This is a genomic window from bacterium (genome assembly GCA_016703265.1).
Lineage (GTDB): Bacteria > Krumholzibacteriota > Krumholzibacteriia > LZORAL124-64-63 > LZORAL124-64-63 > CAINDZ01.
Window position 1 is genome coordinate 1 of record JADJCK010000002.1, and the last position, 26,876, is coordinate 26,876.

Sequence of the window (26,876 nt, forward strand, 5' to 3'; positions counted from 1 at the left end):
TCTACCTGAACCAGGCATCGTGCTGCAGAAGACCGACCGCCTGTCCGAATCGCGTTCCGTCCTGGAAAAGGGCCATCGCCTGGCTGCGAGTCTCGGCGACCGTTTGCAGCAGTGTCGCTTGAGCCTGGCCTGCGGGCGCCTCGAGACCCTGGGCGGTCGGCTGGCGCGGGCCGAGGAGTTGCTGCTCGAAGGCCAGGCTCTTGCCGCGCAGCACAGCTTCCAGCGCGAGGCGACGATCGCCGACGAGTATCTGGGCGATGTGCTGCTTGCGCGCGGCGAGCCGGATCGCGCCATCGTCAACTACCGCCAGGGCATGGCGAAGTCGCGGGCCATCGCTGCCGGCAACGACCTCGAAGGCGAACTCTTGCGGCGACTGGGCGAGGCCCATCTTGCCGCCGGCCGCCTCGAGGATGCCGTGGCGGCATCGACCGCGTCGCTCGGCATCTGCGAACAGTGCGGCGAAGTCTACGAGATCGGCTTCTGTCACCTGACCCTCGGTCAGGCTTTCCTGCGTCTGGGCGATGTTGCCGCGTCGGACGAGCACTTCCGCCTCGCGGTGACGACGTTCCACGACCAGAAGCTCCCGCACCTGTGGTGCCGCGCCGTGGTTTCGTGGTGCGATGCCCGGCTGTCGTCGGCGTCCGAACCGCAGCTGCTGGTGCTGCGACGGCTGCTCGCCGAGGCGCAGGAGCGCGTCGCGGCCGGTGTCAGCGACTCCATGCTCTGCCAGGTCCTTGATCGCCTGGCCGGCGTGCAGGTGCGCCTCGGCCAGTTCGATGACGCGCTGTTGACGGCCTTCGACCTGGAACGCTACGCCGGCGGGCTTGACGATCCCCGCTGGTCCGACATCGTCCTCAAGCTGCGCGCGACGATCGAGCGCGGGATCCTGCGTGCCGTGGGCACGCCTGAGGCTCACTTCGAGGCGATCTCGACCCTGCCGGGGCTGTTCGACGCCGATGACAGCGCGGTACCGCGCAATCTCGACGCGGTGCTCGTCGCGGGCATGGATCGCGTGGGCGCGGATTCCGGGTTCATCGCCATGGTGGAACCAGGTGCCGCCGATGGCGCCCTGAGGGTCGTCACGCGGCGCGGTTTGACCGAGAATCTCTCGGGACAGCTGGCACGGTGGTTCGTCAGCGCGGGCACCGGACGCGAACGTGGGGGCATCTCGTTACACACCCGGCTCGGACTGCAGGACCGGATCGTTGCCGACGTTCCGGCACTGATGACTGTCGCCGACAGTTGCCTGTTCATGCCGATCGCACTGCACGACCGCCGATTCGGCGTGCTCTTCCTCGGCAAGTCGGGTTCGGGCGCCACGGCCACGGCCTTCGACCGTTCGGCCCTGGACTTCCTGGCCACCTACCTTGGCTTCCTGGCGCTGTTCCTGCACGAGAAATGCCGGACGCGCGGCGATGGCACGGAGCCGACGCCGTTCGCGGCCGTCGAGAGCTTCGAGAACATCATCACGCAGAACGTGCGCATGCTCGACGTGCTCGGGCTGGCGCGCAAGGTCGCCCCCAGCGAGTTGACGGTACTGCTGAACGGCGAAACCGGTACGGGCAAGGGCCTCCTGGCCTACTCGATCCACGCGCTCAGCCGTCGCGCGGGCCAGCGGTTCCTGGCCATCAATTGTGCCGCGATTCCCGAGACCCTTCTCGAGAGCGAGCTGTTCGGCCACAAGCGCGGCAGTTTCACCGGGGCCCACGCCGACAAGAAGGGCCTGCTTGCCGAGGCCGAGGGCGGCACCGTGTTCCTGGACGAGATCGGCAAGATGCCGTTCAGCATGCAGGGCAAGCTGTTGCACTTCATGGATACCAAGGTCGTGCGGCCCGTCGGCTCGAACCAGGAGTTCCGCGTCGACGTTCGCGTGATCTGCGCCTCGAAGAACGACCTGCACCAACTGGCGCGTGAAGGCGCCTTCCTCGAGGATCTCTACTACCGGCTGCTCGATTTCCCGCTGGTCATCCCGCCGTTGCGGGAGCGCCCGGATGATGTCGAGTTGCTGGCCTCGCATTTCGTGGCGCGGTTCAGCCGGGAGCTCGGTATCCAGCAGCCGGATGTCGACCACCGCTTCATGGAAGGCCTTGTGCGCCATCCCTGGCCGGGCAACGTGCGTGAGCTCGAGAAGACGCTGCAGCGCGCCATCGTCCTCGCCAGCGGTTCCGGGACCTTGCGCCTGGAGCACCTGCCGGCCGAATTCCACGCCAGCGCCCCCCGCTCCGCGGCCGGGCGCGGGCAGGCGGCCTCCCTGCGTGACACGCTGGCCGAAGTCGAATGCCGCGAAATCCGGGCAGCCTTGCAGCGTGCCGGCGGCAACAAGTCGCAGGCCGCTCGCGATCTGGGCATCAGCTATCCCAACCTGCTGAAGAAGGCGCGCCTGTACGGCCTGCAGGAAGACGCCTGACCTCGTCATCCCGATAGCAAACCCCGGCTGAGCCCCGCGCCTGGCGGGGAATTTTTTTTATAGTCCAACCTGTTGGGATGCAATGAGTTGATGAGGGCCGTCATCGCTCTGTAAATTCTGTTAATAGTCAGCCCCTGGGACGCCCGGAACAGTGCGTTTCTATTCCAGCGTAACACGTTGTCCTGCAGTAAGTTGAAACATTTTTGCCGAGAGGCCGACATTGGTACGGCAACTGCTTTAGGAGGAAGCGAAGGGGTGAGCAACAGGGATCCTCTTCATGACGCAGATGAATTTCGTGTTCTCGGGAGAATTGAGTCCATTCCGGCCGCAAGGCAGGGGTTCTCATCGAGAAGGCCGCTCGGGGGATGTGAAAGAGGTGGGGTCTGGATCATCCCGACAGGACGGCGTAAGAGGATCAGGACCCTCTTCTCCCGGAACACGAATTCACGACAGCGCGACCTGACAGCGAGTTTGCTCAAGAAGAAGTTTTGCAAGAGCCCCAGCCGGGGCCGGGGAGGCGAGCCTCGAATCCGGCGAACCGCAAGGTGGGGCTCTTTTCCTTGCAGGATTCGGCACCACGCGCCTGGATCCTGGAACCCGGCGGCCTGCACCGCCGGGTTCACTTTTTGGGAACAAGCGCCGAGGGACGTCCTCAAAAGGGGATTCTGTCCCATATCGCGCACAGCCAGTATTGTCCTGCCATCCGGCCCAGGGTGCGCCACGATCCCGGGCCGCAGCCAGCGCGGCCGGCCCGCCGCGAATGGATCTTACTCATAGATAACAGGTTACGTGGGTGTGCGCAGGCCGCTGGCAGGCGGTTCGAGCCGATGTGGGGATTGATCGTGCCGTCGAGGGCCGTGGCACGAACCCTGCCTCAGCAACTATGGCGAACGATCCAGCCGGCCAGGAGGAGCACGATGAAGGCGAACGAGATGGCGACCGGACAGCGCGCAGGCCGTACAGCGAGGCGGTCGGCGCGAGCCATGATCCTGATGGCGGTTCTGGGAGCCGGACTTTTCCTGGCCGGCTGCTCCGACGACGACTGCCTCAATTGCGCGGACCTGCCGCCGCCCGTGGTGCCGACCGGCGTGCACAGCATCAGCGGCGACGGCTATGTGATCGTGCAGTGGAACGACCTGGTGTACTCGCCGTACGACGGCGCCTACAACGAGCATCTTGTCTCCTACGAGGTCTATCGGCGCTACTACGAATTCGGCGACGAGAACAACCCCAACCGGACCTTCGACCCGGTCCCGGTCGCGACGATCGACTGGGACGAGAACTACGATTCCGGTTCGGGCCTGCACTGGTATGTCGACGAGAACGTGACGAACGGATCGCAGTACGAATACGCCGTTGCCTCGGTGAATGCGGCCGGTGATCGCAGCGCGCTCAGCTACGAGTTCGTTGTCGACGCTCCGCTGCCCATGAGCCCGCTGGACAACGATGGCTGGTTCGTGCCGCTGGCGATCTTCGACGGCAATGCCGTCGGTGCCACCGGCTACGGCTTCGTATTCGCCCGCGCAGCGGCGAGTCCGGGCCAGCTGAACTACGGGCGCGTCACGCCGGGCGTCGAGATCCTTCTCGCCGACATCGAGGTGTTCTTCAGCAGCGGAACACCGTTCGTCACCCGCGGCGGCAATCATGTCCGGCTGCAGGACCTCGGTGACTTCAATGACGGGTTCGGCAATGTCCTCTTCGAGGGCGTCACCTGGGCGCCGGTCAACGGCTACTCGGCAACCGGCACCATGGAACTCGTGGCCGGCCATGTGTATGTCGCCGAGATCACGACGGGCCCGGGCACGGTTCATTTCGCGAAGTTCGGCGTCGACAGCATCGGTTCCGGTGTGGTGAACATCATCTGGGCTTACCAGCTCATCGCGAACCTGCCCGAATTGTCGGCGCCGTCAGGCGACCGCGGGCAGGAGACGGACGGTCCGCGACTCATCAGCCTGTAGTCCGGGTCAGGGAATGGAAAGGGGCGCAGTCATGGGACATCAGCTAAACGACAATCGCAGCGTCAGCGCCGGTATTTGGTCCGCGGCAGGCACGCGACGGCGTTGGGCCTGGGTCTGTGCCTGTGGCTGGGGGCGGGCATCGGACTGGCGCAGCCCGACGGGGCAGGCCAGTACCAGGCCGAGCGCTCGCGTGAAGACTACGGCCGCGCGGCCACGAGCGAAGACGACTACGACTATGGAGCGCAGTCGCTCCGCGTGTCGGTGTGGCTCGACCGTGAAGAGGACGAAGTCTACCGGCGCGGCGACGAACAGCGTGTTGTTTTCCAGACGAACGAGGACGCCTACGCGGTGGTCTATCGCATTGACACCGATGGACTGGTCACCGTGCTCTGGCCCCGCGATCGCCTCGACGACGGCTTTGTCTTCGGCGGCCACGAATACCGGCTGCCCGGGCGGGAGTCCGCAGCCCTGCGCATCGATGAATCGGAGGGCGAGGGCTATGTGCAGGCCGTGGTCTCACGCTACCCGTTCGACCTGCGCCCGCTCGAACTCGATTTCCTCGGTGACGAAGACCGGGGCCGCTACGACTTCCACGTGGCCGGCGACCCGTTCCTGGCGATGAACGAAGTCAACTATGCGGTCACCGGGCTGGAGAATTCCGCCGACCACGTGATCACGAACCACGCGCGCTACTACGTGCACCGCGTTGTGGACCATCCGCGGTATCTCTGCATGCAGTGCCATACCGACGACTCGCCTCGCTATGATCCGTACGCCGGCAGTTGCACGCTCGACATCGACTACGACTACAACTGGAGCAACAACTGGTACTCGCGCTACGGCTACTATCCGGTGTACTGGAATCCCGTCTACGTCTATGTGGATCCCTGGACGTGGCGCCCGTGGGTGAATTTCTGGTACGACCCCTGGTACGTGTGCGCGCCCTGGCAGGGCTGGCGCAGCTCCTACTGGGATTGCTACACCTGGTACGATTCGCCCTACTACCGCGGTGGCTGCGGGACGGGCTGGGAAGGTGGCGGCCGCCGCTACCACCCGCTCAACCGGCACGGCGATTCGGTGGCCGTCCGGAAGTCGCGGGAGCATGACACGGTCACGCGGCAGGTCACCCGCACGCGGCTTGAGCCGAACGAACGCGACGCCATGGTGGCCAGGCGGCCCCTGGCCGGGCGTGGCGGCAAGGGCAGCGAGCGTATCGTCAATGGGGCGAGTCCCGTGACGGTCGCCCGCGGCGACAAGCCCCTGGCGCGCAAGGTCGAACGCTACACGCCGGCGGCGTCGTCCGGACGGGGTGGCGGCCTGCGCATCCGGCCGGGCAGCAGTGGCGACTCGCGGGCCGATGCCGGTTCGCGTCCCGACAAGCCGACGCGTCGGCACACCGCGGCCGGTGGCGACCAGGAAGCGCGGATAACCCCGGTGCGGCCGGTCGCTCGTGGCGCCGACAACGGTTCACGCCGACCCGCCGAGACGGGCACCGTCCGTCCGGGGGACACGGGCTCGCAGCGTGACGGCGATCGCGATGGAGTTCGCGCGCTCAACCCGCGCCAGCGCGGCTCCCGGGTCTGGAACAGCACGACCGGTCGCAGCAACCAGCCCTCCGAACGCAACACGCGGCCCGACCGTCCGGTGCGTTCGCGTACCGAAGGTGCCGACGACAACCGGGGATCGGCCCCGGCGGAAAGCCCGCGCGGGGGCAGCGAAGCACGACCCGGACGTGACGGCGGCCAGCGTCGTCAGCCGGCCGAATCGTCGAACCGTGAAGGTGCAGCCCCGCGGGCGAATGACAGTGGCTCGCGCAAGTCCGATGACTCGAGGCGGGGCAGCCAGGTGGCGCCGCAGCCCAGCCGGGAAGCGCCCAGACAGGGCCGGGAGTCGACGCCCGCGCCGGCGCCGGCCCGGCAGGAACCGGTGCGGCGCCAGGAATCACCCCGCGCGCGTGGCGGCGAGGAGCGGGAAGCACCGAAAGCGGACGATGCCAAGCCGGCTGACAATGCGGCACGGCGGTCGCCGAATGCGGCCAGGAAATAGGAACAGGATGCAGGAAGTCGTGTGCTGGTGATCTTCCCCCCATCTCCCGTCGGCCGGGGCGGCGCGGATTCTCGAAGTGGTTGGCAGCCGTGCGGGAATAGCGGCGCACCGGGCAGGCGGGGACACCAGCATTGACGGGAGGGTCCGGCGAGGGAATGTCGATCAGGGGTGACAGGTACCACGTCGGGCTCTCCCAATATCTTCGGAAGCATGGCCACCCCGCGCGCCGTCCCGGCGCCGGGGTGACCGCGCAATTGACCGGGGCGGTTCCGGGCGTCTACAATGCGCGCCGACAACAATCTGCGATCGCGGACGACGGCCCTGACGGTGGCCGGGAAGGGGCGCGTATTCCATGAGAGCCATCGTACCGGCGCTGCTGGCGGCGTTGCTGATGCCCGGCATCGCCGGAGCGGTCCCGGACCGTCCCGCTGGCACCGGACTGTTGCCCGAGCCGGTCGCGCGCCTGCTTGCGGAACGGAGCGCGCCCCTGCGTGCCGAGGCCCTGTCGGGCATCGGCCGGCGGCCAGCCGCGCAAAAGGCTCCCGCCGCGCTGGAGACGATCGTCATCAGCTGCGATTTCGCCGACAGCCTCCTGTTCGGGCGCCACGGACAGGTCGCCGGCACGTTCCCGCCGCCGCGCCAGACCGACCGGCACTATGCGGCACACGATTCGGTCTTCCTGCACCACAAGCTCCAGGACGTGGCCGCCTACTTCGCCGACGTCAGCGGTGGCGCGCTCGAGATCCGGGTGACGGTGCATCCGCGTACCGTCAACCTGCCGCATCCCATGTCCTGGTACGGGAACCACCCGACGCTCGGTGACCAGCCGGTGGCCCTGGCGGCGGACGTTGTCGACAGCCTCGACCAGGAGATCGATTTCACGCGTTACGACACGGTCGTGCTGGTTCATGCCGGTGCGGGCGAGGAAACCGACATTCTCGGCGACAGTCCCGAGCAGATCTACAGCACCTACCTCAATCCCGCCGACTTCGAGTCCGCCTGGCAGGACTCCCTGCTGGCCCAGCCGTACCTGCCGGCAGCGGGATTTGCACCGGGCACCGGCATCGACCGCGTTCTGGTGCTGCCGGAGACGGCGCAGCAGGATCCCTTCGGGACCTTTCGCGGCGGTTTCGGTTCGCTCGGCATCTACTGCTTCGAGTTCGGCCTTCACCTGGGCATGCTGTCGCTCAGCGATTTCACGCCGTCCGGGCGCCCGGACAGTCAGGGTGTGGGTCAGTACGATCTCATGGGCTACGGGCTGTTCGTGGGGCTGGGGTTCATCCCGCCGCAGCCCGGCCCGCTCAACAAGCTCCTCATGGGCTGGCTGGCGCCCTACAGCGCAAACCCTGATGCGGGCGGCACCATTGCTTTGACGCCGGCTGCCGACGTGGCGGGCGGGCTGGCCTGCGCGCGCATCGACATCACGGGGCAGGAGTACTGGCTGGCCGAATATCGCCTGCAGGATCCCGACGGCAATCGCCGCTTCGGTTTCCCGGGCGACCTGAACGGGAACGGGCTGCCGGATTTCTGGGATGACAACTCCGCTAACGGTGACGGGACGCCCACCGGCAAATTCGATCCTGCCACGGACACGCATGAGGACCTGCGCGGCGCCGAGTGGGATTTCGCGATGAGCGAGAACAACGCGCGCCAGGTGGGCGAACTCGGCGCCGGCAGCGGCGTCTACGTCTGGCACATCGACGAGGGCGTGATCGCGGCGGTCTTCGGTGGCACCGCGAACCTCTTCAACGCCGACCCGGCGCACAAGGCTGTCGACCTCGAGGAAGCGGACGGCGTGCAGGACCTCGATTCGAGCGAGCCGTCGGCCTGGCAGCTGGGCGGCGACGACGACAGTTTCCGCGGCGAGGACAACCACCGTTTCGGGCCGGACACACGCCCGGACACGCGCTCGAACGGCGGGCTGGCGACCGGTGTCGTCATGCGCGACTTCAGCAATGTCGTGCGGGATTCGGCGGCCTACGAAGTCGTGGTGGGCGAGTTCACCTACCCGGGCTACGACTACGCCGACACCATGACCTTCGTGCTGGAACGCGCAGTCAGCGGCGAAGGCGAACGGTTGCCGGCCGCCAGGAGGGCGCTTCCGGCCGGCGTGGACCTGACCGGCTCCCATCTGATGGCTGTCGATCTGGACGGAGCCGGCGGGCAGGAGATCGTCATTGCCGACAGGCAGGGGGCGGTGTGGGCCTTCACCGGCGGTCTGGACGAGTTCCTCGACCGCGACGACCACGCTGCGACCATGGAGCCGCTGGCTACCGGCCTTCGCGCCAACGCAACGGTGGATTGGCTCCTGCCGGCTGCCGCCGGCGATGTCGACGGGGACGGCGTGCCCGAGATCGTCGTTGCCTCGACCGAGGGTTTGTATGCCTTCGAGGCCGATGGTTCCGCCGTCCGGGACCTCGGCGCCGCGGACCACGGGCTGTATGCGGATGTTGCCGGCTGTTCGCAGGCGGTCGTCCTGCTGCCGACGGAAGCCGAATCCCTTCGTGGGGATCCGGCGGCGCGCGTGACGGCAGTCGTCGCCTGGGCGCGCGAGGGCGCGTGCGGTCTCGAGTTCCGCGGCGGCGCGGACGGCGACCTGGAGCGGGAGATCACGCTGGGCACCGGGCATGTGACGTCGGTGCCGCAGGTATTCGGGACGTGGCTCCTGGTGTGTGTCGCCGATACGGTGGCCGGCAGTGGCCGGCTCGCGGTGATCGACCTGGCTGCCGAGCCGTTGCCGTCGACGCCGGAAGTGGGGGAGGTAGCGTTGCGCGGTGTGCCGGGGCCGTGGCCGGCGATGGCCGGTTTCGTCACCGGAACTGTTGGCGCGTCGCCGCAGGTTTTCGTGATGGTCCCGTACGCAGCCGGGACCGGCGAGACGGTGGTCCTGGATGCATCACGGAACGTGGCCTCGGGCGGTTATGCCTGGCCTGGTGATGTCGGACTGACGGGACCGGTTTCGCCGGGGGGGGCCGTCTTTGGTGGTGAACAGCTGGCGCGCATCGGGCAGGGCGGCGATTATCTCGATGGCTGGCCACGCACGACGACGGCCGCCGTTGGCGGTCTTGCTGGCGTGCTGATGGCGCGGATCGTGGATGCGCCGGACGGTCGCGAACACTACCTTTTCAGCGCGACCGACGGGCGCCTCCTGGTGCGCGGCGCCCGCGGCGAGGAAGTGTCGGGGTGGCCGCTGCAGGGGCCTGCTGCGTGCGCGGGTACGCCTTCGCTCGGGATGTTCGGCGGCGGCGCCGATGCGGACCTGGCGGCGGTCGGATCCTTCGCGCGGCTGGTCGGCAATGCCGATGGCGGCGCCGAGCTGGTCACCTCTGCGGCCTCGGAGATCGCGGTCTGGCACGACGTGGCGAGCCTGGCGTCCCGATGGCCGATGTGGGGCGGCTCCGCGTGGCGCTCCGGTGCGTGGGATGCCGCCGGCTTCATCGGCGTGCCTGCGGTGGCGGCCGGGGTCGGCCTCGTCCCGGGCAGCCACTTCTGTTACCCGAATCCGCTGACCGGTGGCACCCTGGGCGTTCGCGCGCATGTTCGTGCTTCGGGTCGCGCGCGGGTGACGATCCATGACCTGGGCGGCGAGCAGGTCGTGGAAACACCGTGGCAGGATGTTGCGGCTGTCGAGCCCTTCAGCCTGGAAGTCGACCTCACGGGTGTGGCTTCGGGCATGTACTTTTGCCGTCTGGTCGTCAGCGACGACGCCGGCGGTTCGGATGTCAGCGTGGTGACGTTCGCGGTCGCGCATTGATGCCGTCCGCATACCGGAAAGGGAGACCATGGTCCGCACGAAACTGATGATCGCCTGCGCGTGGGCGGGGCTGCTTGTGGCCGCGCCGTTGGCTCGTGCCGCCGATCCCGGCGATGTCGGCATGCTCTCGTTGCGCATGGGCATCGGCGCGCGCGAAGCAGCCATGGGCGGGGCAGGCGTGGCCTCGAGCGAGGGTGCCGCGGCGCTCTTCTGGAACCCCGCCAACAACGCGCTGATGGACCGCGGCACGGACCTGCTGCTGCAGCACTACGATTACCTCGGCGGGTTCAATCACGAGGCGGCGGCGGTCTCCCATCGCGCCGGCGGCGGTGTCATCGGCCTGCTGTTCAGCGGATTCTATTCCGAGGAACTGGTCCGGCGCGGCGAGGACGAGGTGGGCATTCCCGAGGGTACCTTCCGGCCGTACGACGTGGCCATCGGCCTGTCGTATTCCCGGGCCCTGGGTGACCGTTTCGCGGCCGGCGCCACGGCCAAGTTCATCTACGAGACCATCGATCTCTACTCCGACTCGGGCCTGGCCTTCGACCTGTTCCTGACGCACAGGGCGCTCATCGAAGGGCTCGTCTTCGGCGCCAGCCTGACGAACGTGGGCGGGCAGATGAACCTGCGCGAAGAGCCGTTCGACCTGCCCACGGCCGCGCGCGTCGGCGCTGCCTGGACGCCGGCCTCGGACCTGCTCAAGGGACGCCTGACCATGGCTGCCGACATGGTGTTCCCCAACGACAACAGCGAGAAGACGCACCTCGGCGTCGAGTACCGCCTGCTGGGCGAGTTCGCACTGCGCGCGGGCACGCGGCTGAACTACGACAACCAGGGGCTCACCGCCGGGGCCGGCTTCCGCACGGGCCGCCTGGGTATCGACTACGCGTTCGAGGAGTCGAAGGTCTCGGGCTTCGATGACGGACACAAGTTCGCGCTGGTGGTGGCCTGGTAGGGTGGCCTGGAAGGGTTGAGTGGCGAGGGGGCGGCGGGAAGCGGCCAGGGGTCGCGGTCGAAATCGAGAAGGCGCAGTTCGCCATCCTGCAGGACCGCATAGCCCAGAGGGTCCAGCCACCCCGGAAGCGCTGCCAGCGTCCGGCCGCGGTCGGCGGTCATGAACCCGTGATGCACGTGGCCGATGACCAGCAGGTCCCACTCGCCGTCGGTCGTCGTCAACGGGGGCTGCTTGGCCAGCCAGGCGGCGGCGCGCGTCTCGATGACGGTGGCCTCGTCGCGGGTTGCGCAGCGGCTGCGTCCGCTCAGCCAGGTGCTGAGCGCGAACAGGATTTCCGGGTGAAGGGCCTTGGCCAGGGCGATGCCCGCACGCGCGCGCACCAGCGACCTGAAGGCACCGTAGGCCCAGTCGAGCTTCAGCATCCCGTCGCCGTGGCAGAGCAGGATCCTGCGGCCCCCGGCGACGAGTCGGCTCTGCGGTGGCCGCACGGCGCAGCCGTAGCGCTCCTGCATGTATCCGGTGGCCCAGATATCGTGATTGCCGCCCACGAAGTGGATTTCGGTGCCCGAAGCTCGCACGGCATCGAGCGCCTGCAGGACCTCCTCGTAGCCGCGCAGGCGGAAGTGGGGGTAGTCGAACCAGAAGTCGAAGATGTCACCGAGCAGGACTAGGTGGCCGACGCCGCGGGCCCGGTGGCACAGTTCGAGGAACCGCTCCAGGCGCCGGGTTTCGGCCACGCCGGGGCGCAGGTGGAAATGCGTGTCGGCCACGAAGATGACCGGGGCTTGCGTCGTGTGCGTCATGGCGCGCATTGTGGTCGGCGACGGGGCCGAAGGCAACCGGAAACGCTCCGGCACTGACGGGGAGGAACGCGATGTCGGGAATGGATGACGTCAAGCGCAGTTTCGCGGACTGGTGCGCCGTTGCTGCGGAGAAGACCGCGGAAGCAGCCAAGGTGACTTCGCGCCGCTACGACAAGTTCGCGATCGGGCGCGAGATCGAGCGACGCCTGGCGGAGCTCGGAGGCCTGGTCTGCGAAGGGCTCCGGGCCGGACGCGAGGATATTCTTGCCGACCCCCGCGTGACGGCAATCATGGCGGAAGTGACCGACCTGGAACGGGAGCGGGACCTGAAGGACGAGGAGATCGCCGGTATCCGGCAGGAATATGCCGGGCGCAGGCAGCAGGAGGCCTCCTGGGAGGCTGGCGATGAAGGTGGGCCGCGGTCGGATCCGCCTGCTGCCCAAAGTGGAGATCGTAGCCCCGAATTTTCCGATTGACACCCGGTTCCAAGTTATCATAGGATCGTGACCGGATTCCCTGTTGGGTCCGGACAGGCTGGACGGGTCGCTGGACCAGTCGGCCGCCGGACCGGTGCCTCACCCCTTCACCGGTCCACCCCCCACGGACGGTGAGCACGTGAGGCTGAACGAGACACAACGACAGCTCGACTGTCGGCGGCACGTCCCATCCAGGGAGTCCCGCCGCCGTGATGGGCGCGTCTGCACTCCGGCCCCGCAACTTCAGGTTGTGGAGAGGGAGGGCCAACGCGCCCTTGTGTCGTTCGGGCTGGTCGTGCTGGCGTCCCTGGTGCTCGCGCTACTGCTGGCCGTCGTTGGAGGCACCGCTGCCGCGGCGCCAGGCGGCGCCGAATCGCCTTTCGTCGAGGTCGGACGCCTCGTACGCCCCGCCGTGGTCAGCATCCGCACCGTGCGCGCCGTCAATGCCGAGGGCATGGGCACCGGACCGCTTCAGGAGATGTTCCGGCAGTTCTTCCCGGACGAGCAGGGACAGGGCGGGCGTTTCGAGTCGCCATCGACGGGCTCGGGCTTCGTCGTCGCTGCGGGCGGGGATATCCTGACCAATCACCACGTGATCGACGGCGCTGACGAGATCTTCGTCCGCTTCGGCGGCGAGCAGCGCGAATTCCGCGCGAAGCTGGTCGGCACCGACCCGGCCACCGACCTGGCGCTGCTGCACATCGAGCCCGCCGGCCAGGCGTTGCCGACGCTGGAGTTCGGCGATTCCGACGCGCTGGAAGTGGGCGCCTGGGCCATCGCGGTGGGCAACCCGTTCGGCAATCTCGAGAGCTCGCTGACCGCGGGCGTCGTCAGCGCCAAGGGACGTGGCGACCTGCTGATCGGCGGCCAGACCCCGCGGTACCAGGACTTCATCCAGACCGATGCCTCGATCAACCACGGCAACAGCGGCGGTCCGCTTGTGGACGCCCGCGGGCGCGTGATCGGCGTCAACACCGCGATCAGCGAGCGCGGGCAGGGGATCGGTTTTGCCGTCCCGAGCAACCTCGCCCGCGGCGTCTATCGGCAACTGCGCGAGAACGGGCGTGTGGTGCGCGGCTACCTCGGCATCTGGACCGAGGACCTGGTGACGGTGGTCGGCGAGGAACGCGCCGGGGAGCCGGCCGGCGGCGTGCGGGTGCTGAAGGTGGCACAGGGCTCGCCGGCTGCGGAGGCCGGTGTGCAGCCCGGCGACGTGATCACGCACTATGCCGGCAAGCCTGCCGTTTCGAACCGGCAGCTCCAGTTCCGGATCGCCGAGTCGGCGCCCGGGGCGCCGGTCGCCCTGAAGCTGGTGCGCGAGGGTCGCGAGCAGTCGCTGAATGTGACCCCGGTCGATGCGTCGGTGGAAGCGAAGGGCGGCGAGGCCGCTGTCGCCGCCCCGGCGTGGCTGGGCCTGGAAGTGGCGGCGCTGGACGGCGCCGATGGGCGCGTGGCGCGCCTCAAGGACCTGTTGGGTGTGACGGCGACGACCGGCGTCATGGTCGTTGCCGTTGCGGAGGACGGGCCGGGCGCGGCCGCGGGCATCAGCCCGGGAGACGTGCTGGCGGCTGTCGATGGCAGGAAGATAGGGGACCTCGCTGCCTGGGAGCAGGTCCGTACGGAGCATGTGGCGGTTCCGGCGCCCCTGACCGTTCTCGTCAGGACGGGGGACGTCGAACGTTACGTGCAGGTGGAACCCCGGCGCGCCGGGGTCGAGAACTGACGGTGCCCCACACTGGCAGGAGGGGGACGGCCATGGCCGGCAAACGCAACTTCCTACCGGCGATGCACGAGAAGGGACTCGAGGTCTACTTCCGGGACATCAACCGCTATGAACTGCTGACGCGTGAGCAGGAATTCGAACTGGCCCGGGGCATCCGGGCCGGCGACGAGGAAGCTCTGCAGACGCTGGTTCGGGCCAACCTGCGCTTTGTCGTATCGGTGGCCAAGCGGTATGTGAACCAGGGGTTGATGCTCTCCGACCTGATCAACGAGGGTAACCTCGGACTGTTGAAGGCGGCGCATCGCTTCGATGAGGAGCGGGGCTACCGTTTCATTTCGTATGCCGTGTGGTGGATCCGGCAGTCGATCATGCAGGCCCTGCTCGACAAGTCCCGCACGATCCGGCTGCCGCAGAACCAGACCGCGGTGTTGATCAAGATCAACCGGGCGCGGGTGCAACTGCAGCAGCAGGGGATGACGGATCCGCGGCCGGGCCAGCTGGCGGAGCATCTGGGTCTCAAGCGCTCGGAAGTCCTGCAGGCGCTGAAGGCCGACCATACCGAGGTGGCGCTCGACGATGTCGGCGCGGACGGCTCGGACCGCCCGTTGGCCGAGGTGATCGAGGACACCACGCAGGCATCTCCGGACGCCGCCGTGCTCGAGCGCGGCCTGCGTGAGGACGTGCGCCGATGCCTGGCCGTGCTCTCGGAGCGCGAGGCCCAGGTTGTGGTGATGTACTTCCGCCTCGGCTGGGAGGAAGCGCAGACGCTGCAGGTGATCGGCGAACGTCTGGGCCTGACGCGCGAGCGTATCCGGCAGATCAAGGAAAAGGCGCTGGGCAAGCTGCGGCAAAGCAGCAGCCATGTCGTCCTGCAGGATTACTACTGATCGCAGACGGCGGTTTGCCCGGCCCGCGGCCGGGTACCGAAGCAGGGGCCCGCGGCCGCCCTGGGGCGGCCGCGGGCCATTTTGTTGTTTGCCAGGAGGTTACGATACGATCCGGCGGGCCGGGTCCAGGCGGCCCGGGGGTTGCTGGTCAGGCGTGATCAGGAGGCGTCAGGCCTGCCGGCGGGCAGGCCCGTGCGCCGGCCAGCGCGTTCCCCCCAATCCGGGAAGCGGCATGAACCTCCGGCGCAGTTGTGCCACCGTTTACCTGCCCGCCCCTGAAGGTGGCACGCGCCGTGTCTCGGTGCCGGTCTGGGCGGCGCTGGCGGCCTGCATCGGGACCCCGGCAGCGACCACCGTGGCTATCCTCATGGCGCTGGGCGCGGGGCCGGCCTGGCTCGGCGGCAACGCGCCGTTGGCGCGCGAGAATGCCGCGCTGCGCGCTACCATGGTCGGCCTTGACCTCGAGATGGAAGCGCTGGCCGAGGAAGTGCTCGACCTGGCGGCCGTCCACGATCGCGTCGCTGTCGAGATGGACCTGCCGCAGTACGGTGCCGACGATTTCGCGGCGGATGACCCGCACCGGCTGGCTGCCCTGGCCCGCTCGCAGCGTCTCGGCTTCGAGGCGATGCTGGATACGATGGCGTCCCGTGAAGAGGCGCTGGCACGCATCCCCTCGATCGCGCCCTGCACCGTCGGCTGGACGAGCTCATGGTACGGACCGCGGCGCGACCCGTTCACCGGTCGCCGCGCCTTTCACCGCGGCGTCGATTTCAGCCTTCCCGTCGGGACACCGGTGCAGGCGACCGCTGCCGGCACCGTTGCCGTCGTGGAGCGGCAGGCAGGGCTGGGGCTGCTGGTCAAGATCGACCACGGTCACGGGCTGCAGACTGTCTACGCGCACCTGGGACGGACCCTGGTCCGTCCTGGCGATGTGGTCGGGGTGGGGGCAGTGATCGCCCGCTCCGGCAACTCCGGGCGATCGACGGGGCCTCACCTGCACTACGAGGTCCGTGTCGACGGGCGTGCGGTCAATCCCCGGTCCTACCTTTCTGAGATCAGGGTCGCCGGCCGCTGACGCGGCGCTGTATCGCTCCCGGGCCTGAATGTACTGACTTTCGGCAATGAGCTTGGCTGCCGCCGCCGGCCTGTGGTATCGTGCCTGCTGGCCGGGTCTGCGGCCGGCAGGGAGGCCGGCGTCGTCCGGCCCCGGGCCCACAGGCCGAAGGAGCGCAGGACCATGGCTATGCCGCGCCAGGCGGCCGTTCGATTCCGGGGCCACCCTCTGGCCGCCGCGTTGGCGGTTGCCTTCCTGCTGGCGGCCGGTGCCGCTGTCGCCGCCGATGGCGCGCGCATCCTGCGGCTCCGACATTTCACCGGCCCCGAACATACCCGCATCGTGGTGGATCTCGACCGTGCGTGCTCCTACGAAGTGCGCCGGGTGGAAGGCCCCGATCGCATCGCCGTCAACCTGCAGGGCGCCGTCTTTGTCGGCGGCGGCGACCGTGCCGTCGGTGACGGGCTCGTCGAAAGGATCCGCTGCAATGCCGGCGACGGGCGGGCGCAGATCGTCATCGACCTGACGGGGCGCCGCGAGTTCCGTGCCTTTTCCCTGCCGCCTTCCGGCGGCAAGCCGGATCGCGTGGTGATCGACATCATCCGCGGCGGGGGGACACCGCCGCCCATCGTCGAACCGGCTCCGCTGGCCGCCGCCGACCTGGCCGTTCCCGGCGGTGAAGCCGGGTTGGGCGGCAGCGCGGCGGGTGTTGCGGCGGGCGGTGCTTCGGCAACGTCCGGGTCGACAGCGAACGGGTCGACAGCGAACGGGTCGATGCCGTCTGGGTCGAGCGAGGTCCAGGTTGCCGCGGCGGGCAGGGTGGTGCCGCTGGTCGATGGAGAAGGCGGCGAGACGTCAGGTGCCGGCGCCGCGACTGTGTCGGACGACAGTGCCCGCGCAAACCCGCCGGAGGCGGAGGTGGCGCCGGTCACCGCTCCCGGGGATGCGGCGGCCGATGCGGCGGTGGAGAGGTCGCGGCCACGGAGACGGATCCCGATGCATCGTCGCGTCGGGATGAGGGCGCCGGATTCGCGAACGACGACGAGCCGTTCGTGGTCATCATCGACCCCGGGCATGGCGGCAACGACCCGGGTGCGATCCGCGGTTCGCTGCAGGAGAAGGACATCTGCCTGGATATCGGCCGCGAGATGGCGCGCCAGCTGGAGAAGATTCCCGGGTACCGCGTCGTGCTGACGCGCGACCGCGACCGGTTCGTGCCGCTGGGCAAGCGCGTGGAGATCGCGCGGCAGCAGAAGGGCGATGTGTTCGTGTCCGTGCATTGCAACACGCACCCGCGGCCGGCGGTGTCGGGCATGGAGGTCTACTTCCTGTCCCTGCAGGGTGCGACCGATCGCGAAGCGCGCGAGCTGGCGGACAAGGAGAATGCGGCCGGCCTGGTCGGCCTGACTCCGGGCGAGGAACATGCGGACCTTGTCGTCGACATCCTCATGGACCTGAAGATGACGCGCGTGCTGCAGGATTCCGGGCGGCTGGCGGCATCGCTGCTGACGGCCGCCGACCGCAGCGGCGTGGTCGCCGGAAGGCGCGTGAAGCAGGCGGGCTTCCAGGTGTTGAAGAACCTGGCGATGCCGTCGGCGCTGGTCGAGGTGGCCTACCTCTCGAACCAGGAGGACTACCGGCTGCTGGGAGATGCCGCCGGGAGGCGCCGGCTCGCGACCGCCATCGTGGCCGGGATCCAGGACTGGCGCGCCGGCACGGCGCCGGCACGGACGCGCACGGCGCCGGTGGTCGCCGCGCGCTCGGAGAGCGAGCGCTGGGAGACCATGTATCGCGTGCGCAGCGGCGACAGCCTGTGGAAGCTGGCCGACCGCTACGGCACCACGATGAACGAGATCGCTCGTCGCAACAACCTGAGCGTGCGGCAGCGCGAACTGCGCATCGGGCAGCGGTTGCGGTTGCCGGGTGCCGGGGCGCGACCATGAGCCGCATTGGCCTGAAGCTCAGTTGCCTGGTCGTGGCGATCGTGATCTGGATCCAGGTGGCGTCGACAGCCACCGTGGAGCAGGTGGCGCGGCTTCCGCTGCGCGTCGTCGGTCTGGCCGAAGGGCAGACCATCGTCGGCAGCGCCCTGCCCGCCGGGGTATCGGTGCGGTTGCGCGGGAGCAAGCTGCGCCTGCTGGCCCATCGCTACCTGCAGCAGCCTGTGGGTACCGTCACCCTCGACCTGACGGAGCGGGAGCCGGGGCGTGCGTTCACGGTGGTCCTCGGGCCAGGAGACGTGGTCAGCGAACTCGCCGTGACGCAGGTCGTCGAGCCCGATCGGCTGACGGTTCGCATCGACGGTGAACTCTCGCGCCGGCTGCCGGTGGAGCTGACGACCGTCGGCAGCCTGCCTTCGGGCTACGGCTACGTGACGGCGCCGGCGGCCCGTCCCGACTCGATCCGTGTCACGGGGCCGGCGCGTTATTTCCCGGATCGACCCCTGGTGCGCACGGCGCCCCTGGACCTGTCGCGGCTCGAGGGAGCCGGCGAACTGACGCTGCCCCTGCTGCCGCCCGACAGCCACCTGCTGCTGGACGTACCCGAGGTGAAGGTCGCTTACAGCGTGGGCCTGCTCGCCGAACGCACGCTGGCTGACGTACCGGTGCGGGCGCTCGCCGGCGACGGCCTCGAGGTGGGCGTCTCGCCGGCGCGCGTGGATGTCCTGGTCCGTGGCGTGGCCGACTCGCTGCTGGCTCTGTCCCCGGCGCGTGTCCGGGTCACGGTGGCCGCAAAGGGGCTGGCGCCCGGCCTGCACCTGCTGCCCGGTGATGTGCAGGCGCCGGACTGGGTCATGGTGATCGGCCTGGATCCCGCGCAGTTCCAGGTTGTCGTGGGCGCGGCGGCGCCCGTCACTGCGGACGGAAGCCGCGCGCGTGAGTGAGGCGCGGAGCAATGGCGGTCGGCTCGTGGCCTGGGCTTCGGCCCTCGGCGTGCTTCTGCTGGCCGCCGCCGCCGTCTGGTGGCCGCGGCCGGTCCATCTCACGGCCGCACCGGTCGTGGTCGTGCTTGATCCCGCCGGTGATGAGCGTCGCCTCGGTGAGGTCTGGCCGGCGCTCGGCGCGGTATTGGCGGCAGCGCGGCCGGAGGCCCCGCGGCTGGTCGTGGCCCGCACGCTGCCGGAATTCCGGCAACTGGCCTCCGGTCGGCCCGACTACCTGGTGTGCCCGGACGGCGTCGCCCTGGGCCTGGACCCTGCGGTCTGGGTCCCGGTGGCGGCGGGCAGGCGCCCTGCGCCGCGCAACCTGCGCCCGCACGGGGTCCTTCTGTCGCGCGTGGCGGCTGCCGGCGACCCGACGCCCTGGCTGACCCGCCCCGGCGCCGTCGTCTTCGGTGACTCGCTCTCGCTCACGGCCACGGGCGTCCTGCGGCCGGCAGCAGGATCGGCGGCCGGACTCCCCGGCAGCGTGTCCTGGGGGCCGGATCCGTACGATCACGGTCCGGTGCTGCACGCGCTGCGGCTGGGGGCCTTCGCATTCGCTGTCGTGCGCCAGTGGGACGCCGAGCGGTTCCTGGCGCAGGGACTGCTCGATCCCGCAGCCTGGACAGTGCGCGAACTGACGGTGCCGGTGCCGGACCTCGTCGTGCTGGCCGACCGTCGCGTGCCGGCAGCCGAACGCATGGCGCTGGGTGAGCGGTTGTCGGGCATCGGGCGTGAACTGGCCGACCTGACCCCGGCCGAGCGCCGCCTGGCCGCCGCACTGCCCTGCCTGGGGCTGGCCGGATTCAATCTCCTGATCGAACCCGATTTCGAGCTCGTACGGGGCAACTTCGCCGCTGATTGGCCCCGACCCCGGCCTTGAGCCATATTAGTGCGGTCGACGGCCGGCGGAGCCGGGGCATGGGGCCCCGCCGCGGGCGCCGGCGGCCGGAGTCTGCCGCAAAGCGCAGGGTGGCATGAACATCAGGTACCACCGTCTGAAGGGCACGCGCGACATCTTCCTCGAGGAGATCGAACGCTGGCGATGGTGTGAGGACGTCTGGGCGCGCGTGCTGGGCCGCTACGGCTACGGCGAGATCCGTACGCCGATCATCGAACCGACGGCGCTGTTCCTGCGCTCGGTGGGCACGGGGACCGACATCGTCGACAAGGAGATGTACACCTTCGAGACGCGGGACGGCGGCGAGAGCCTGACCCTGCGGCCGGAGATGACGGCCTCCGTGGTGCGGGCCTACCTGGAGAACGGCCTGCAGCGGCAGCCCGGCACCCTGAAGTTCTTCTACATGGGGCCCATGTTCCGCCATGACCGGCCGCAGGCCGGGCGCTACCGGCAGTTCCACCAGCTGGGGGTCGAGGCCATCGGCTCGGATTCGCCGGTGCTCGACGCCGAGGTGATCCAGTTGGCAATGTCCCTGTTCGACGCCGTCGATGCCCGGGGCCTGCTGGTCAAGGTCAACAGCATCGGATGTCGCGAGTGCAGGCCGGCTTACCTGGAAGACCTGAAGCAGTTTCTCAACGGTCGCATCGCCGAGGTGCCGGAGCCGCTGCGCGCGCGCATCGACACCAATCCCCTGCGCCTGTACGATGCGAAGGACGATGCGGTCCAGCAGTTGCTGGCGGGATTCCGCCCGATCACCGATGGGCTGTGCGGAGCCTGCCGGGAGCACCACGCCATCGTGCTGGACACGCTGGAGCGGCTGGGCGTGCCGGTGCAGGCGGACCCGACGCTGGTGCGCGGGCTGGACTACTACACGCGGACGACGTTCGAGATCACCGCTGGCAGCGATCGCAAGCAGAGCAGCGTTGCCGGGGGCGGCCGCTACGATCACCTGGTGGAACAGTGCGGCGGTCCCTCGACGCCTGCCGTCGGTTTCTCGATCGGGATCGAGCGTACGCTGATACACCTGGGCGATGAGCCGGTCGATCCGCAGTTGAGCCGGCAGACAGCCGTGGACGTGTTCGTCGCCTGCCGCGGGCGGGCGGCCGAGCAGGCCGGGCTGGAGATGGCGGAGCTGCTGCGCGGCTCGTGCCGCGTTGAAGTGGACACGACCGGCCGCGCGCTCAAGACACAGTTCAAGTCCGCTGTGGGCAGGCGCGCGCGCCTGCTGCTGACGGTGGGCGCCGAAGAGCTCGAGCAGGATGTCGTACAGATGAAGAATCTGGGCACGGGCGACCAGACGGCGGTCGCGCGGAGCCAGTTGCTGACGGCCGTCAGGGGAGGTTCTGGAGGGGTGAGCCACGGAAACGTGAACGAGGCGGTGCGCACGCACCGCTGCGGCGAGATCAACACGCATCTGGTGGGCAGCGCGGTCACGGTGGCCGGCTGGGCGGCGCGCATCCGCAACATGGGAGGCCTGGTCTTCGTGGACCTGCGCGATCGCTACGGCGTGGTGCAGGTCGTGTGCGAGGGCGGTCAGCCCCTGGAACTGGCGCGCGAATTCCGGCTCGAGTGCGTGCTCCGCGTGAGCGGCACCGTGCGCCCGCGCCCCGAAGGCATGGCCAACCTCGACAAGGAAACCGGCGCCGTGGAGATCGTGGCCGGCGAGGTGACCATCCTCAACGGCTGCGCACCGCTGCCGTTCCAGGTCGACCAGGCCCAGGAGGCGAGCGAGGAGCTGCGGCTCAAGCACCGCTACATCCACCTGCGGCATCCGGTCATGGCCCGCAACCTCGCGGTGCGGCATCGGGCGGCCATGGCGGCGCGGAATTTCCTCTCCTCGCACGACTTCCTCGAGGTCGAGACGCCGCTGCTGATCAAGACCACGCCCGAGGGCGCGCGTGACTACGTGGTGCCGAGCCGCATCCACCACGGCCAGTTCTACGCATTGCCGCAGTCGCCGCAGCTCTACAAGCAGATCCTGATGGCCAGCGGCGTCGACCGCTACTTCCAGCTGGCGCGCTGCCTGCGCGACGAGGATCTGCGCAAGGACCGGCAGCCGGAACACACGCAGATCGACCTCGAGATGAGCTTCGTACGCGAAACCGACATCTACGCGGTGGTTGAGGAGATGGTCGCGCGCATCTTCGAGGAAGCGGCCGGCATCATCGTGCCGACTCCGTTCCCGCGCATCTCGTACGACGACGCCATGAACATGTACGGCTCGGACAAGCCCGATCTGCGCTTCGGGTGCCCCATGCACTGCCTCGACGACCTGGTGCCGGGCTGCGGCTTCTCCGTCTTCGAGGATGCCGTGGGCAAGGGCGGCACGGTCCGCTGTCTGCGGGCACCGGGGCTTGGCGGCTGGAGCCGCAAACAGGTCGACGATCTCGAGGAACTGGCGAAGAAGCACGGCGCGCACGGGCTGGCGCGTACCAAGGTCACGGCGGGCGCGCTCGATTCGGGCATCGCCAAGTTCCTGTCGCCGGCGTTCGCGGCGGCCCTGCAGGAGAAGCTGGGCCTGCAGGACGGCGACCTGCTGTTGATGGTGGCCGGTCCCTGGGACAAGGCGGTGGCGTCACTCGGCGCCGTGCGCCTGGAAGTGGCGCGGCTGGCCGGCTGGATCCCCGAGAACGCGTGGGCGCTCAGCTGGGTCCGCAATTTCCCGCTCTTCGAGCGGACGCCCGACGGCCAGGGCTGGACCGCCTGCCACCACATGTTCACGCTGCCGAGGCCGGAGGATATCGACGGGCTCGAGAGCGACCCGGGCGCGGCGAGGGCGCAGCTGTACGATCTGGTGTGCAACGGCGTGGAGCTGGGTTCGGGCAGCATCCGCATCCACCAGCGTGAACTGCAGGAGCGCGTGTTCCGCATCGCCGGCATGGAGCCGGAGGAATACCTCGGCAAGTTCGGCTTCTTCCTGGACGCGCTCGGCTACGGGGCGCCACCGCACGGCGGCATCGCGCTGGGCCTGGACCGGCTGGTGATGCTGATGACCGGTAGTCCGTCGCTGCGCGAGGTGATCGCCTTCCCGAAGACGACCCTGGCCGCTTCGCCGCTGGACGGCAGCCCGGGTCACATCAGTGCTGCCCAGTTGCGCGAGCTCAACCTCGCGGTGACGCCGCCTGCGGGCGAGGGCGGGGCCGGCGCGTGAGCCGCAACGGGAGACCGGAGGACCGGGAACCGCCCGGCCAGATGACCATCGACCTGGCGGGCGTCGACCAACTGGGCCTGCTCGGGCCGCGGGACTCGAACCTGCGCCTGCTCGAGGAGCGGTTCGGGGGCACGCTGACCGTGCGCGGTGAGCGCCTGCTCGTGCGCGGGCCGGCCGAGAGCCTGGACCTGGTGCAGGAGGTGCTGGAAGACCTGATCCAGCGCGTGCGTCACGGCCAGCTCGTGGACAAGGTCTCGCTGGGCTACCTGTGGGACCAGCGGGCCGGGCGCCGCGAGTTCCCGGAAGGGCAGCCGGGAGAGGGCGAGACGCTGCTCTACGCCAGCGGCAGTCGCCAGGCGCTGCGCACCAAGACGGCGGGGCAGCAGGCGTATGTCGACGCCGTGCGCGCGCACGACGTCGTCTTCGCCACCGGCCCTGCGGGCACGGGCAAGACGTTCCTGGCCGTGGTCATGGCCATGGATTACCTCAAGCGGCAAATGGTGGATCGCATCGTGCTGGTCAGGCCGGCCGTCGAGGCCGGGGAGCAGCTCGGATTCCTGCCGGGCGACCTGCAGGAGAAGATCAATCCCTACCTGCGCCCGCTCTACGATGCGTTGTCCGACATCACGGGCGCCGCGGGCATTGCGCGATACATGGCCTCCGGCGTCATCGAGGCCTCGCCGCTGGCGTACATGCGGGGTCGGACGCTGAACAACGCCTTCGTGATCCTCGACGAGGCCCAGAACACGACCGTGGGCCAGATGAAGATGTTCCTGACGCGCCTCGGCATCCAGTCCAAGGCCGTGGTCACCGGCGACATCACGCAGATCGACCTGCCTGTGGACAAGAAGTCCGGGCTGATCCATGTGCGCGAGATCCTGGCGCACACGGAAGGCGTAGCGTTCGTCGACCTCGACGGGCGCGACATCGTGAGGCATCCGCTCGTCCGTCGCATCGTCGATGCGTTCGAGGCCGCGGATTCCGGCGAACAGGGCTGACCCGGGAGGCTCGATGTACCGCTGGCGATTCCGGCAACGCGAGCAGACGACGTCCACGGGCGCCGTCAAACCCGCGCGCCCGGTCGCCGCGCGTGCCGTTCCGCGCGGATCGGGACGGAACACCGGCGAGACGATCACCCCTGAACGCGCCACGGCCTGGGCGCTGGGCCTGGGCGCCGGGCTTCTCCTGCTGCACCTGGTGCTGTTCCCGCCGGTCCCGCGCCTGAGCGTGGACTTCCCGGCGGCAGGCGAGATCGCAGAGGGCGAGATCAGGGCGCCGTTCGCCTTCGACGGCCCGCTGCTGGACCGCGACGTCCAGATGGCCCGTCTCGAGCGGGTGGTGGAGCAGGCTCCGGTGCTGCGTGCGGTGCCGACCAGCGCTGCGGCCAATTCGGGCATGGAGATGTGGTTCGCCGCGCTGGCCGACGCACTGGCCGACTCGACCCTGCCCGTGGCTGACCGCCAGAGCCTCCTGGCCGTGCAGTTCCCCGGCGCCGCCGGCGAGCAGGTGCGCCACCTGCTGCGACCCGCGCGGCCGGATTCGCTGTTGCCGCGTTTGCGCCGGGCCTGGCACGTGGTGCGCGAGGGCGGCGTTGCCGACATGCTGCCTGCGGGTCGTTACGGACGCGTGATCGTGCTGACAGGGCAGGCCGAGAACCTGCGCGAACGCGATCAGGTCAGCACCCAGGCCGACGTGCGCGAACGGTTGCTCACCGCCCTGCGCGAGACCGGCCTTGGCCCGGTCGAATCCGCGGAGGCCGCCGCGGTGATGCGCCCGCTGGTGACGCCGAACCTGATCTACGAGCCCCAGGAGACGCGGTCACGGCAGGAACTGGCGCGCGAGGCCGTGCCGCAGTCGCGGTCCTTCATCGCGAACGAGCGCATCATCGAGCGCGGCGTTCAGGTGACCGAGCAGCAGGCGCTGTGGCTGAAGGAACTCGAGCGGCGTCTGCGCAGCCGTGGCGGCGGCGAAGGCGGCGTCGACGTCGTTGCGCGCTATGTGTCGCGGGCGTTGCTGGTGGCAACGGCGCTGCTCCTGTACGGCTGGCTGGCCGGGCTGCATTTCCCCGGCAAGCTGCAGCAGCGGCGATTCCAGTGGGCCGTGGCCGTCATCCTGGCCCTGTACATGGCGGGAGCCGCCATCGCCATGTCGCGCCCGGCTCTGGGTCCGCTCGCCGTGCCGATCATCCTCATGGCGCTCCTGACGACGGTGCTCTTCAAGGGGCGCATCGGCTACACCACGACCCTGCTGGCGGTGACCATCCTCGCGGTACTGCCCGAGGTGAAGGCCGGCCATGTGTTCGCCTGGTACGTGCTCGGCATGGTCACCGTGATGTCGGTGCGCCGGGTGTACAAGCGCAGCCTGTTCTATCGCACCATCCTGCTGCTGACGTTCCTGTCGGTCACGCTGATCTTCCTGCTCGAACTGGGCGAAGGCCAGCGGCTGCAGCCGATCTACCTGGTGGGCCTGTTCATGCCCGTGCTGTCGGTGGCGTTCGGCCTGTTCGTGCTGCCGGTGGCGGAGCCGGTGATCGGCGTCTGTTCCGACCTGACGCTGCTCGAGCTGTCGGACCTGAACCACCCGTTGCTGCAGCGCATGGCCCTGGAGGCCCAGGGAACCTATCACCACAGCCAGGTCGTCGGCCAGCTGGCCGAGCACGCTGCGCGGGCCATCGACGCCAATGCGCTGCTGACGCGCGTCGGCGCGCTGTTCCATGACATCGGCAAGATGGAGAAGTCGGAATACTACGTGGAGAACCAGTCGCCGGGGAACAACCGCCACGACGAGCTGAGCCCTAGCATGAGCGCGCTGGTGATCGCCGCGCACGTCAAGGAGGGCATCGAGCTGGGCCGGCGGTGGCGCCTGCCGCAGATGGTGATCGACTTCATCCCCGAGCACCACGGCACCATGGTGATGGAGTACTTCTACCACAAGGCGCTCGAGGCCGACGGCGGCGAAACGGTCAAGGTCGACGACTTCCGCTATCCGGGGCCGCGGCCCCATTCACGCGAGACGGCCATCCTGATGCTGGCCGATGCCGTCGAAGCCGCGACACGGACCCTGGTCAAGCCGACGCCGAGCCGCATCAAGGAAATGACCAAGCAGATCATCGACAAGCGCATGCTGAGCGGCGAACTGGACGAGTCGGGCCTGTCGCTCAGCGACATCGCGCGCATTCGCGACGCGTTCGTGCCGCTGCTGACGGGCATCCATCACGCCCGGATCGTGTACCCGGGGCAGAAGGAAGGCGAACGCCCGCTGGACCGGCGCGCCGAACCGAGGGTGCGCTCATGATCCTCGCCCTGGTCGACCGGAGACTGCAGAGGACGCCGTCCGCGGAAGCCGCACTGTGGGCGCCGTGGCCGGTCCTGGCGGACCTGGCCGCGGCCGTGGGGCCGGCCGATTGGCGCGTCGACCTGGTGCTCGTGGACGACGAGGCGATGACCGGGCTGAACCGTTCGTACCGGGCGGCCGACGGACCCACCGATGTGTTGTCCTTCTCCTTACCTGCTCGAGGATGCGGTCGCCGGCGAGGCGGCGGCGATCCGGGCCGGCGAGCGGGGTGCGCGGCGCGACCTGTGGCTGGACCCGCAGGAGCCCGGCGCCGAGGCTTCGCCGCTGGCGGGCGAGGTGATCCTGGCCCCGGTGTTCATCACGGAACGGTGCCGCGAACGGGATTGGGCGCCGGACCACGAAATGGCATTGCTCGTGGTGCACGGGTGCCTGCATATTCTCGGTTGGGAACACGAGCTAGAGGCGGATCGCCAGGCCATGCTGGCCCTGGAAACCGCCGTGCTGCACGGATGCGGCCTGCCGCATCCGCTCGCCAAAGGGGACTGAT

General features: G+C 69.0%; 17 protein-coding genes and 1 pseudogene. 17 read left to right on the forward strand and 1 reads right to left on the reverse strand.

Features of this window, described 5'->3' with window-relative positions:
* The first annotated feature begins 19 nt into the window (after positions 1–19).
* The 5 genes from IPG61_03840 to IPG61_03860 all read left to right on the forward strand — a co-directional run bounded on the left by IPG61_03840 (position 20) and on the right by IPG61_03860 (position 11,120).
* Complete coding sequence (locus IPG61_03840) at positions 20–2,407, forward strand: sigma 54-interacting transcriptional regulator (protein ID MBK6733209.1); 2,388 nt, start codon at positions 20–22, stop codon at positions 2,405–2,407.
* Between the two features lie 917 nt (positions 2,408–3,324).
* Entirely contained in the window at positions 3,325–4,365 is a 1,041-nt protein-coding gene (locus tag IPG61_03845; protein ID MBK6733210.1) for a hypothetical protein, read from the forward strand.
* A gap of 102 nt (positions 4,366–4,467) precedes the next feature.
* Positions 4,468–6,411: a DUF4384 domain-containing protein gene (locus IPG61_03850; protein ID MBK6733211.1), complete on the forward strand. Its 1,944-nt coding sequence runs from the start codon at positions 4,468–4,470 to the stop codon at positions 6,409–6,411.
* A gap of 352 nt (positions 6,412–6,763) precedes the next feature.
* The gene (locus IPG61_03855; GenBank protein ID MBK6733212.1) at positions 6,764–10,165 is read left to right on the forward strand and encodes a hypothetical protein; all 3,402 of its coding nucleotides are present in this window, start codon (positions 6,764–6,766) and stop codon (positions 10,163–10,165) included.
* Between the two features lie 28 nt (positions 10,166–10,193).
* On the forward strand, positions 10,194–11,120 hold the full coding sequence (locus IPG61_03860; GenBank protein ID MBK6733213.1) for a PorV/PorQ family protein: 927 nt from the start codon (positions 10,194–10,196) through the stop codon (positions 11,118–11,120).
* Here IPG61_03860 and IPG61_03865 read toward each other — a convergent pair.
* On the reverse strand, positions 11,048–11,923 hold the full coding sequence (locus tag IPG61_03865) for a UDP-2,3-diacylglucosamine diphosphatase (GenBank protein ID MBK6733214.1): 876 nt from the start codon (positions 11,921–11,923) through the stop codon (positions 11,048–11,050). The two genes, IPG61_03860 and IPG61_03865, sit on opposite strands and share 73 nt — an antisense overlap.
* 80 nt (positions 11,924–12,003) lie before the next feature.
* Here IPG61_03865 and IPG61_03870 point away from each other — a divergent pair, with 80 nt between their 5' ends.
* From IPG61_03870 to ybeY, 12 genes and pseudogenes are all read left to right on the forward strand, one after another.
* Positions 12,004–12,399: a hypothetical protein gene (locus IPG61_03870; GenBank protein MBK6733215.1), complete on the forward strand. Its 396-nt coding sequence runs from the start codon at positions 12,004–12,006 to the stop codon at positions 12,397–12,399.
* 277 nt (positions 12,400–12,676) lie between these two features.
* Entirely contained in the window at positions 12,677–14,122 is a 1,446-nt protein-coding gene (locus tag IPG61_03875) for a trypsin-like peptidase domain-containing protein (protein MBK6733216.1), read from the forward strand.
* Between the two features lie 32 nt (positions 14,123–14,154).
* Positions 14,155–15,009: an RNA polymerase sigma factor RpoD/SigA gene (locus IPG61_03880; GenBank protein ID MBK6733217.1), complete on the forward strand. Its 855-nt coding sequence runs from the start codon at positions 14,155–14,157 to the stop codon at positions 15,007–15,009.
* A 232-nt stretch (positions 15,010–15,241) separates the two neighbouring features.
* Positions 15,242–16,084, forward strand: a complete 843-nt coding sequence (locus tag IPG61_03885) for a M23 family metallopeptidase (GenBank protein MBK6733218.1) — start codon at positions 15,242–15,244, stop codon at positions 16,082–16,084.
* Positions 16,085–17,115: 1,031 nt separating this feature from the next.
* The gene (locus IPG61_03890) at positions 17,116–18,006 is read left to right on the forward strand and encodes an N-acetylmuramoyl-L-alanine amidase (GenBank protein ID MBK6733219.1); all 891 of its coding nucleotides are present in this window, start codon (positions 17,116–17,118) and stop codon (positions 18,004–18,006) included.
* Entirely contained in the window at positions 18,003–18,947 is a 945-nt protein-coding gene (locus IPG61_03895; GenBank protein MBK6733220.1) for a hypothetical protein, read from the forward strand. Before IPG61_03890 ends, IPG61_03895 begins: the two co-directional genes overlap by 4 nt.
* Positions 18,940–19,866 carry a hypothetical protein gene (locus tag IPG61_03900; protein ID MBK6733221.1) on the forward strand — a complete coding sequence of 309 codons (927 nt, stop codon included), beginning with the start codon at positions 18,940–18,942 and terminating at the stop codon, positions 19,864–19,866. The genes IPG61_03895 and IPG61_03900 overlap by 8 nt, the downstream gene beginning before the upstream one ends.
* Positions 19,867–19,960: 94 nt before the next feature.
* The gene (aspS, locus tag IPG61_03905) at positions 19,961–23,035 is read left to right on the forward strand and encodes an aspartate--tRNA ligase (GenBank protein ID MBK6733222.1); all 3,075 of its coding nucleotides are present in this window, start codon (positions 19,961–19,963) and stop codon (positions 23,033–23,035) included.
* Between the two features lie 41 nt (positions 23,036–23,076).
* Positions 23,077–24,033, forward strand: coding sequence for a PhoH family protein (locus IPG61_03910; GenBank protein ID MBK6733223.1), 957 nt, complete (start codon positions 23,077–23,079; stop codon positions 24,031–24,033).
* 13 nt (positions 24,034–24,046) lie between these two features.
* A complete protein-coding gene (locus IPG61_03915; protein ID MBK6733224.1) occupies positions 24,047–26,329 on the forward strand; it encodes an HDIG domain-containing protein in 2,283 nt (760 codons plus the stop codon).
* Positions 26,326–26,544: pseudogene (locus tag IPG61_03920) on the forward strand (rRNA maturation RNAse YbeY). The gene IPG61_03915 and the pseudogene IPG61_03920 overlap by 4 nt, the downstream one beginning before the upstream one ends.
* Positions 26,522–26,875 (forward strand): rRNA maturation RNase YbeY, encoded by a 354-nt coding sequence (gene ybeY / locus IPG61_03925; GenBank protein ID MBK6733225.1) that lies wholly within the window; start codon positions 26,522–26,524, stop codon positions 26,873–26,875. Before IPG61_03920 ends, ybeY begins: the two are co-directional and overlap by 23 nt.
* The last annotated feature ends 1 nt before the right edge of the window (position 26,876 follow it).

Excerpts from the sequence above, each read along its gene's own strand:
- IPG61_03845 (MBK6733210.1), top strand. The coding sequence starts at position 3,325 with ATGAAGGCGAACGAGATGGCGACCGGACAGCGCGCAGGCCGTACAGCG.
- IPG61_03855 (MBK6733212.1), top strand. The coding sequence starts at position 6,764 with ATGAGAGCCATCGTACCGGCGCTGCTGGCGGCGTTGCTGATGCCCGGC.
- IPG61_03860 (MBK6733213.1), top strand. The coding sequence starts at position 10,194 with ATGGTCCGCACGAAACTGATGATCGCCTGCGCGTGGGCGGGGCTGCTT.
- IPG61_03865 (MBK6733214.1), bottom strand. The coding sequence starts at position 11,923 with ATGACGCACACGACGCAAGCCCCGGTCATCTTCGTGGCCGACACGCAT.
- IPG61_03870 (MBK6733215.1), top strand. The coding sequence starts at position 12,004 with ATGGATGACGTCAAGCGCAGTTTCGCGGACTGGTGCGCCGTTGCTGCG.
- IPG61_03880 (MBK6733217.1), top strand. The coding sequence starts at position 14,155 with ATGGCCGGCAAACGCAACTTCCTACCGGCGATGCACGAGAAGGGACTC.
- IPG61_03885 (MBK6733218.1), top strand. The coding sequence starts at position 15,242 with ATGAACCTCCGGCGCAGTTGTGCCACCGTTTACCTGCCCGCCCCTGAA.
- IPG61_03895 (MBK6733220.1), top strand. The coding sequence starts at position 18,003 with ATGAGCCGCATTGGCCTGAAGCTCAGTTGCCTGGTCGTGGCGATCGTG.
- aspS (MBK6733222.1), top strand. The coding sequence starts at position 19,961 with ATGAACATCAGGTACCACCGTCTGAAGGGCACGCGCGACATCTTCCTC.
- IPG61_03910 (MBK6733223.1), top strand. The coding sequence starts at position 23,077 with ATGACCATCGACCTGGCGGGCGTCGACCAACTGGGCCTGCTCGGGCCG.
- IPG61_03915 (MBK6733224.1), top strand. The coding sequence starts at position 24,047 with ATGTACCGCTGGCGATTCCGGCAACGCGAGCAGACGACGTCCACGGGC.
- ybeY (MBK6733225.1), top strand. The coding sequence starts at position 26,522 with ATGTGTTGTCCTTCTCCTTACCTGCTCGAGGATGCGGTCGCCGGCGAG.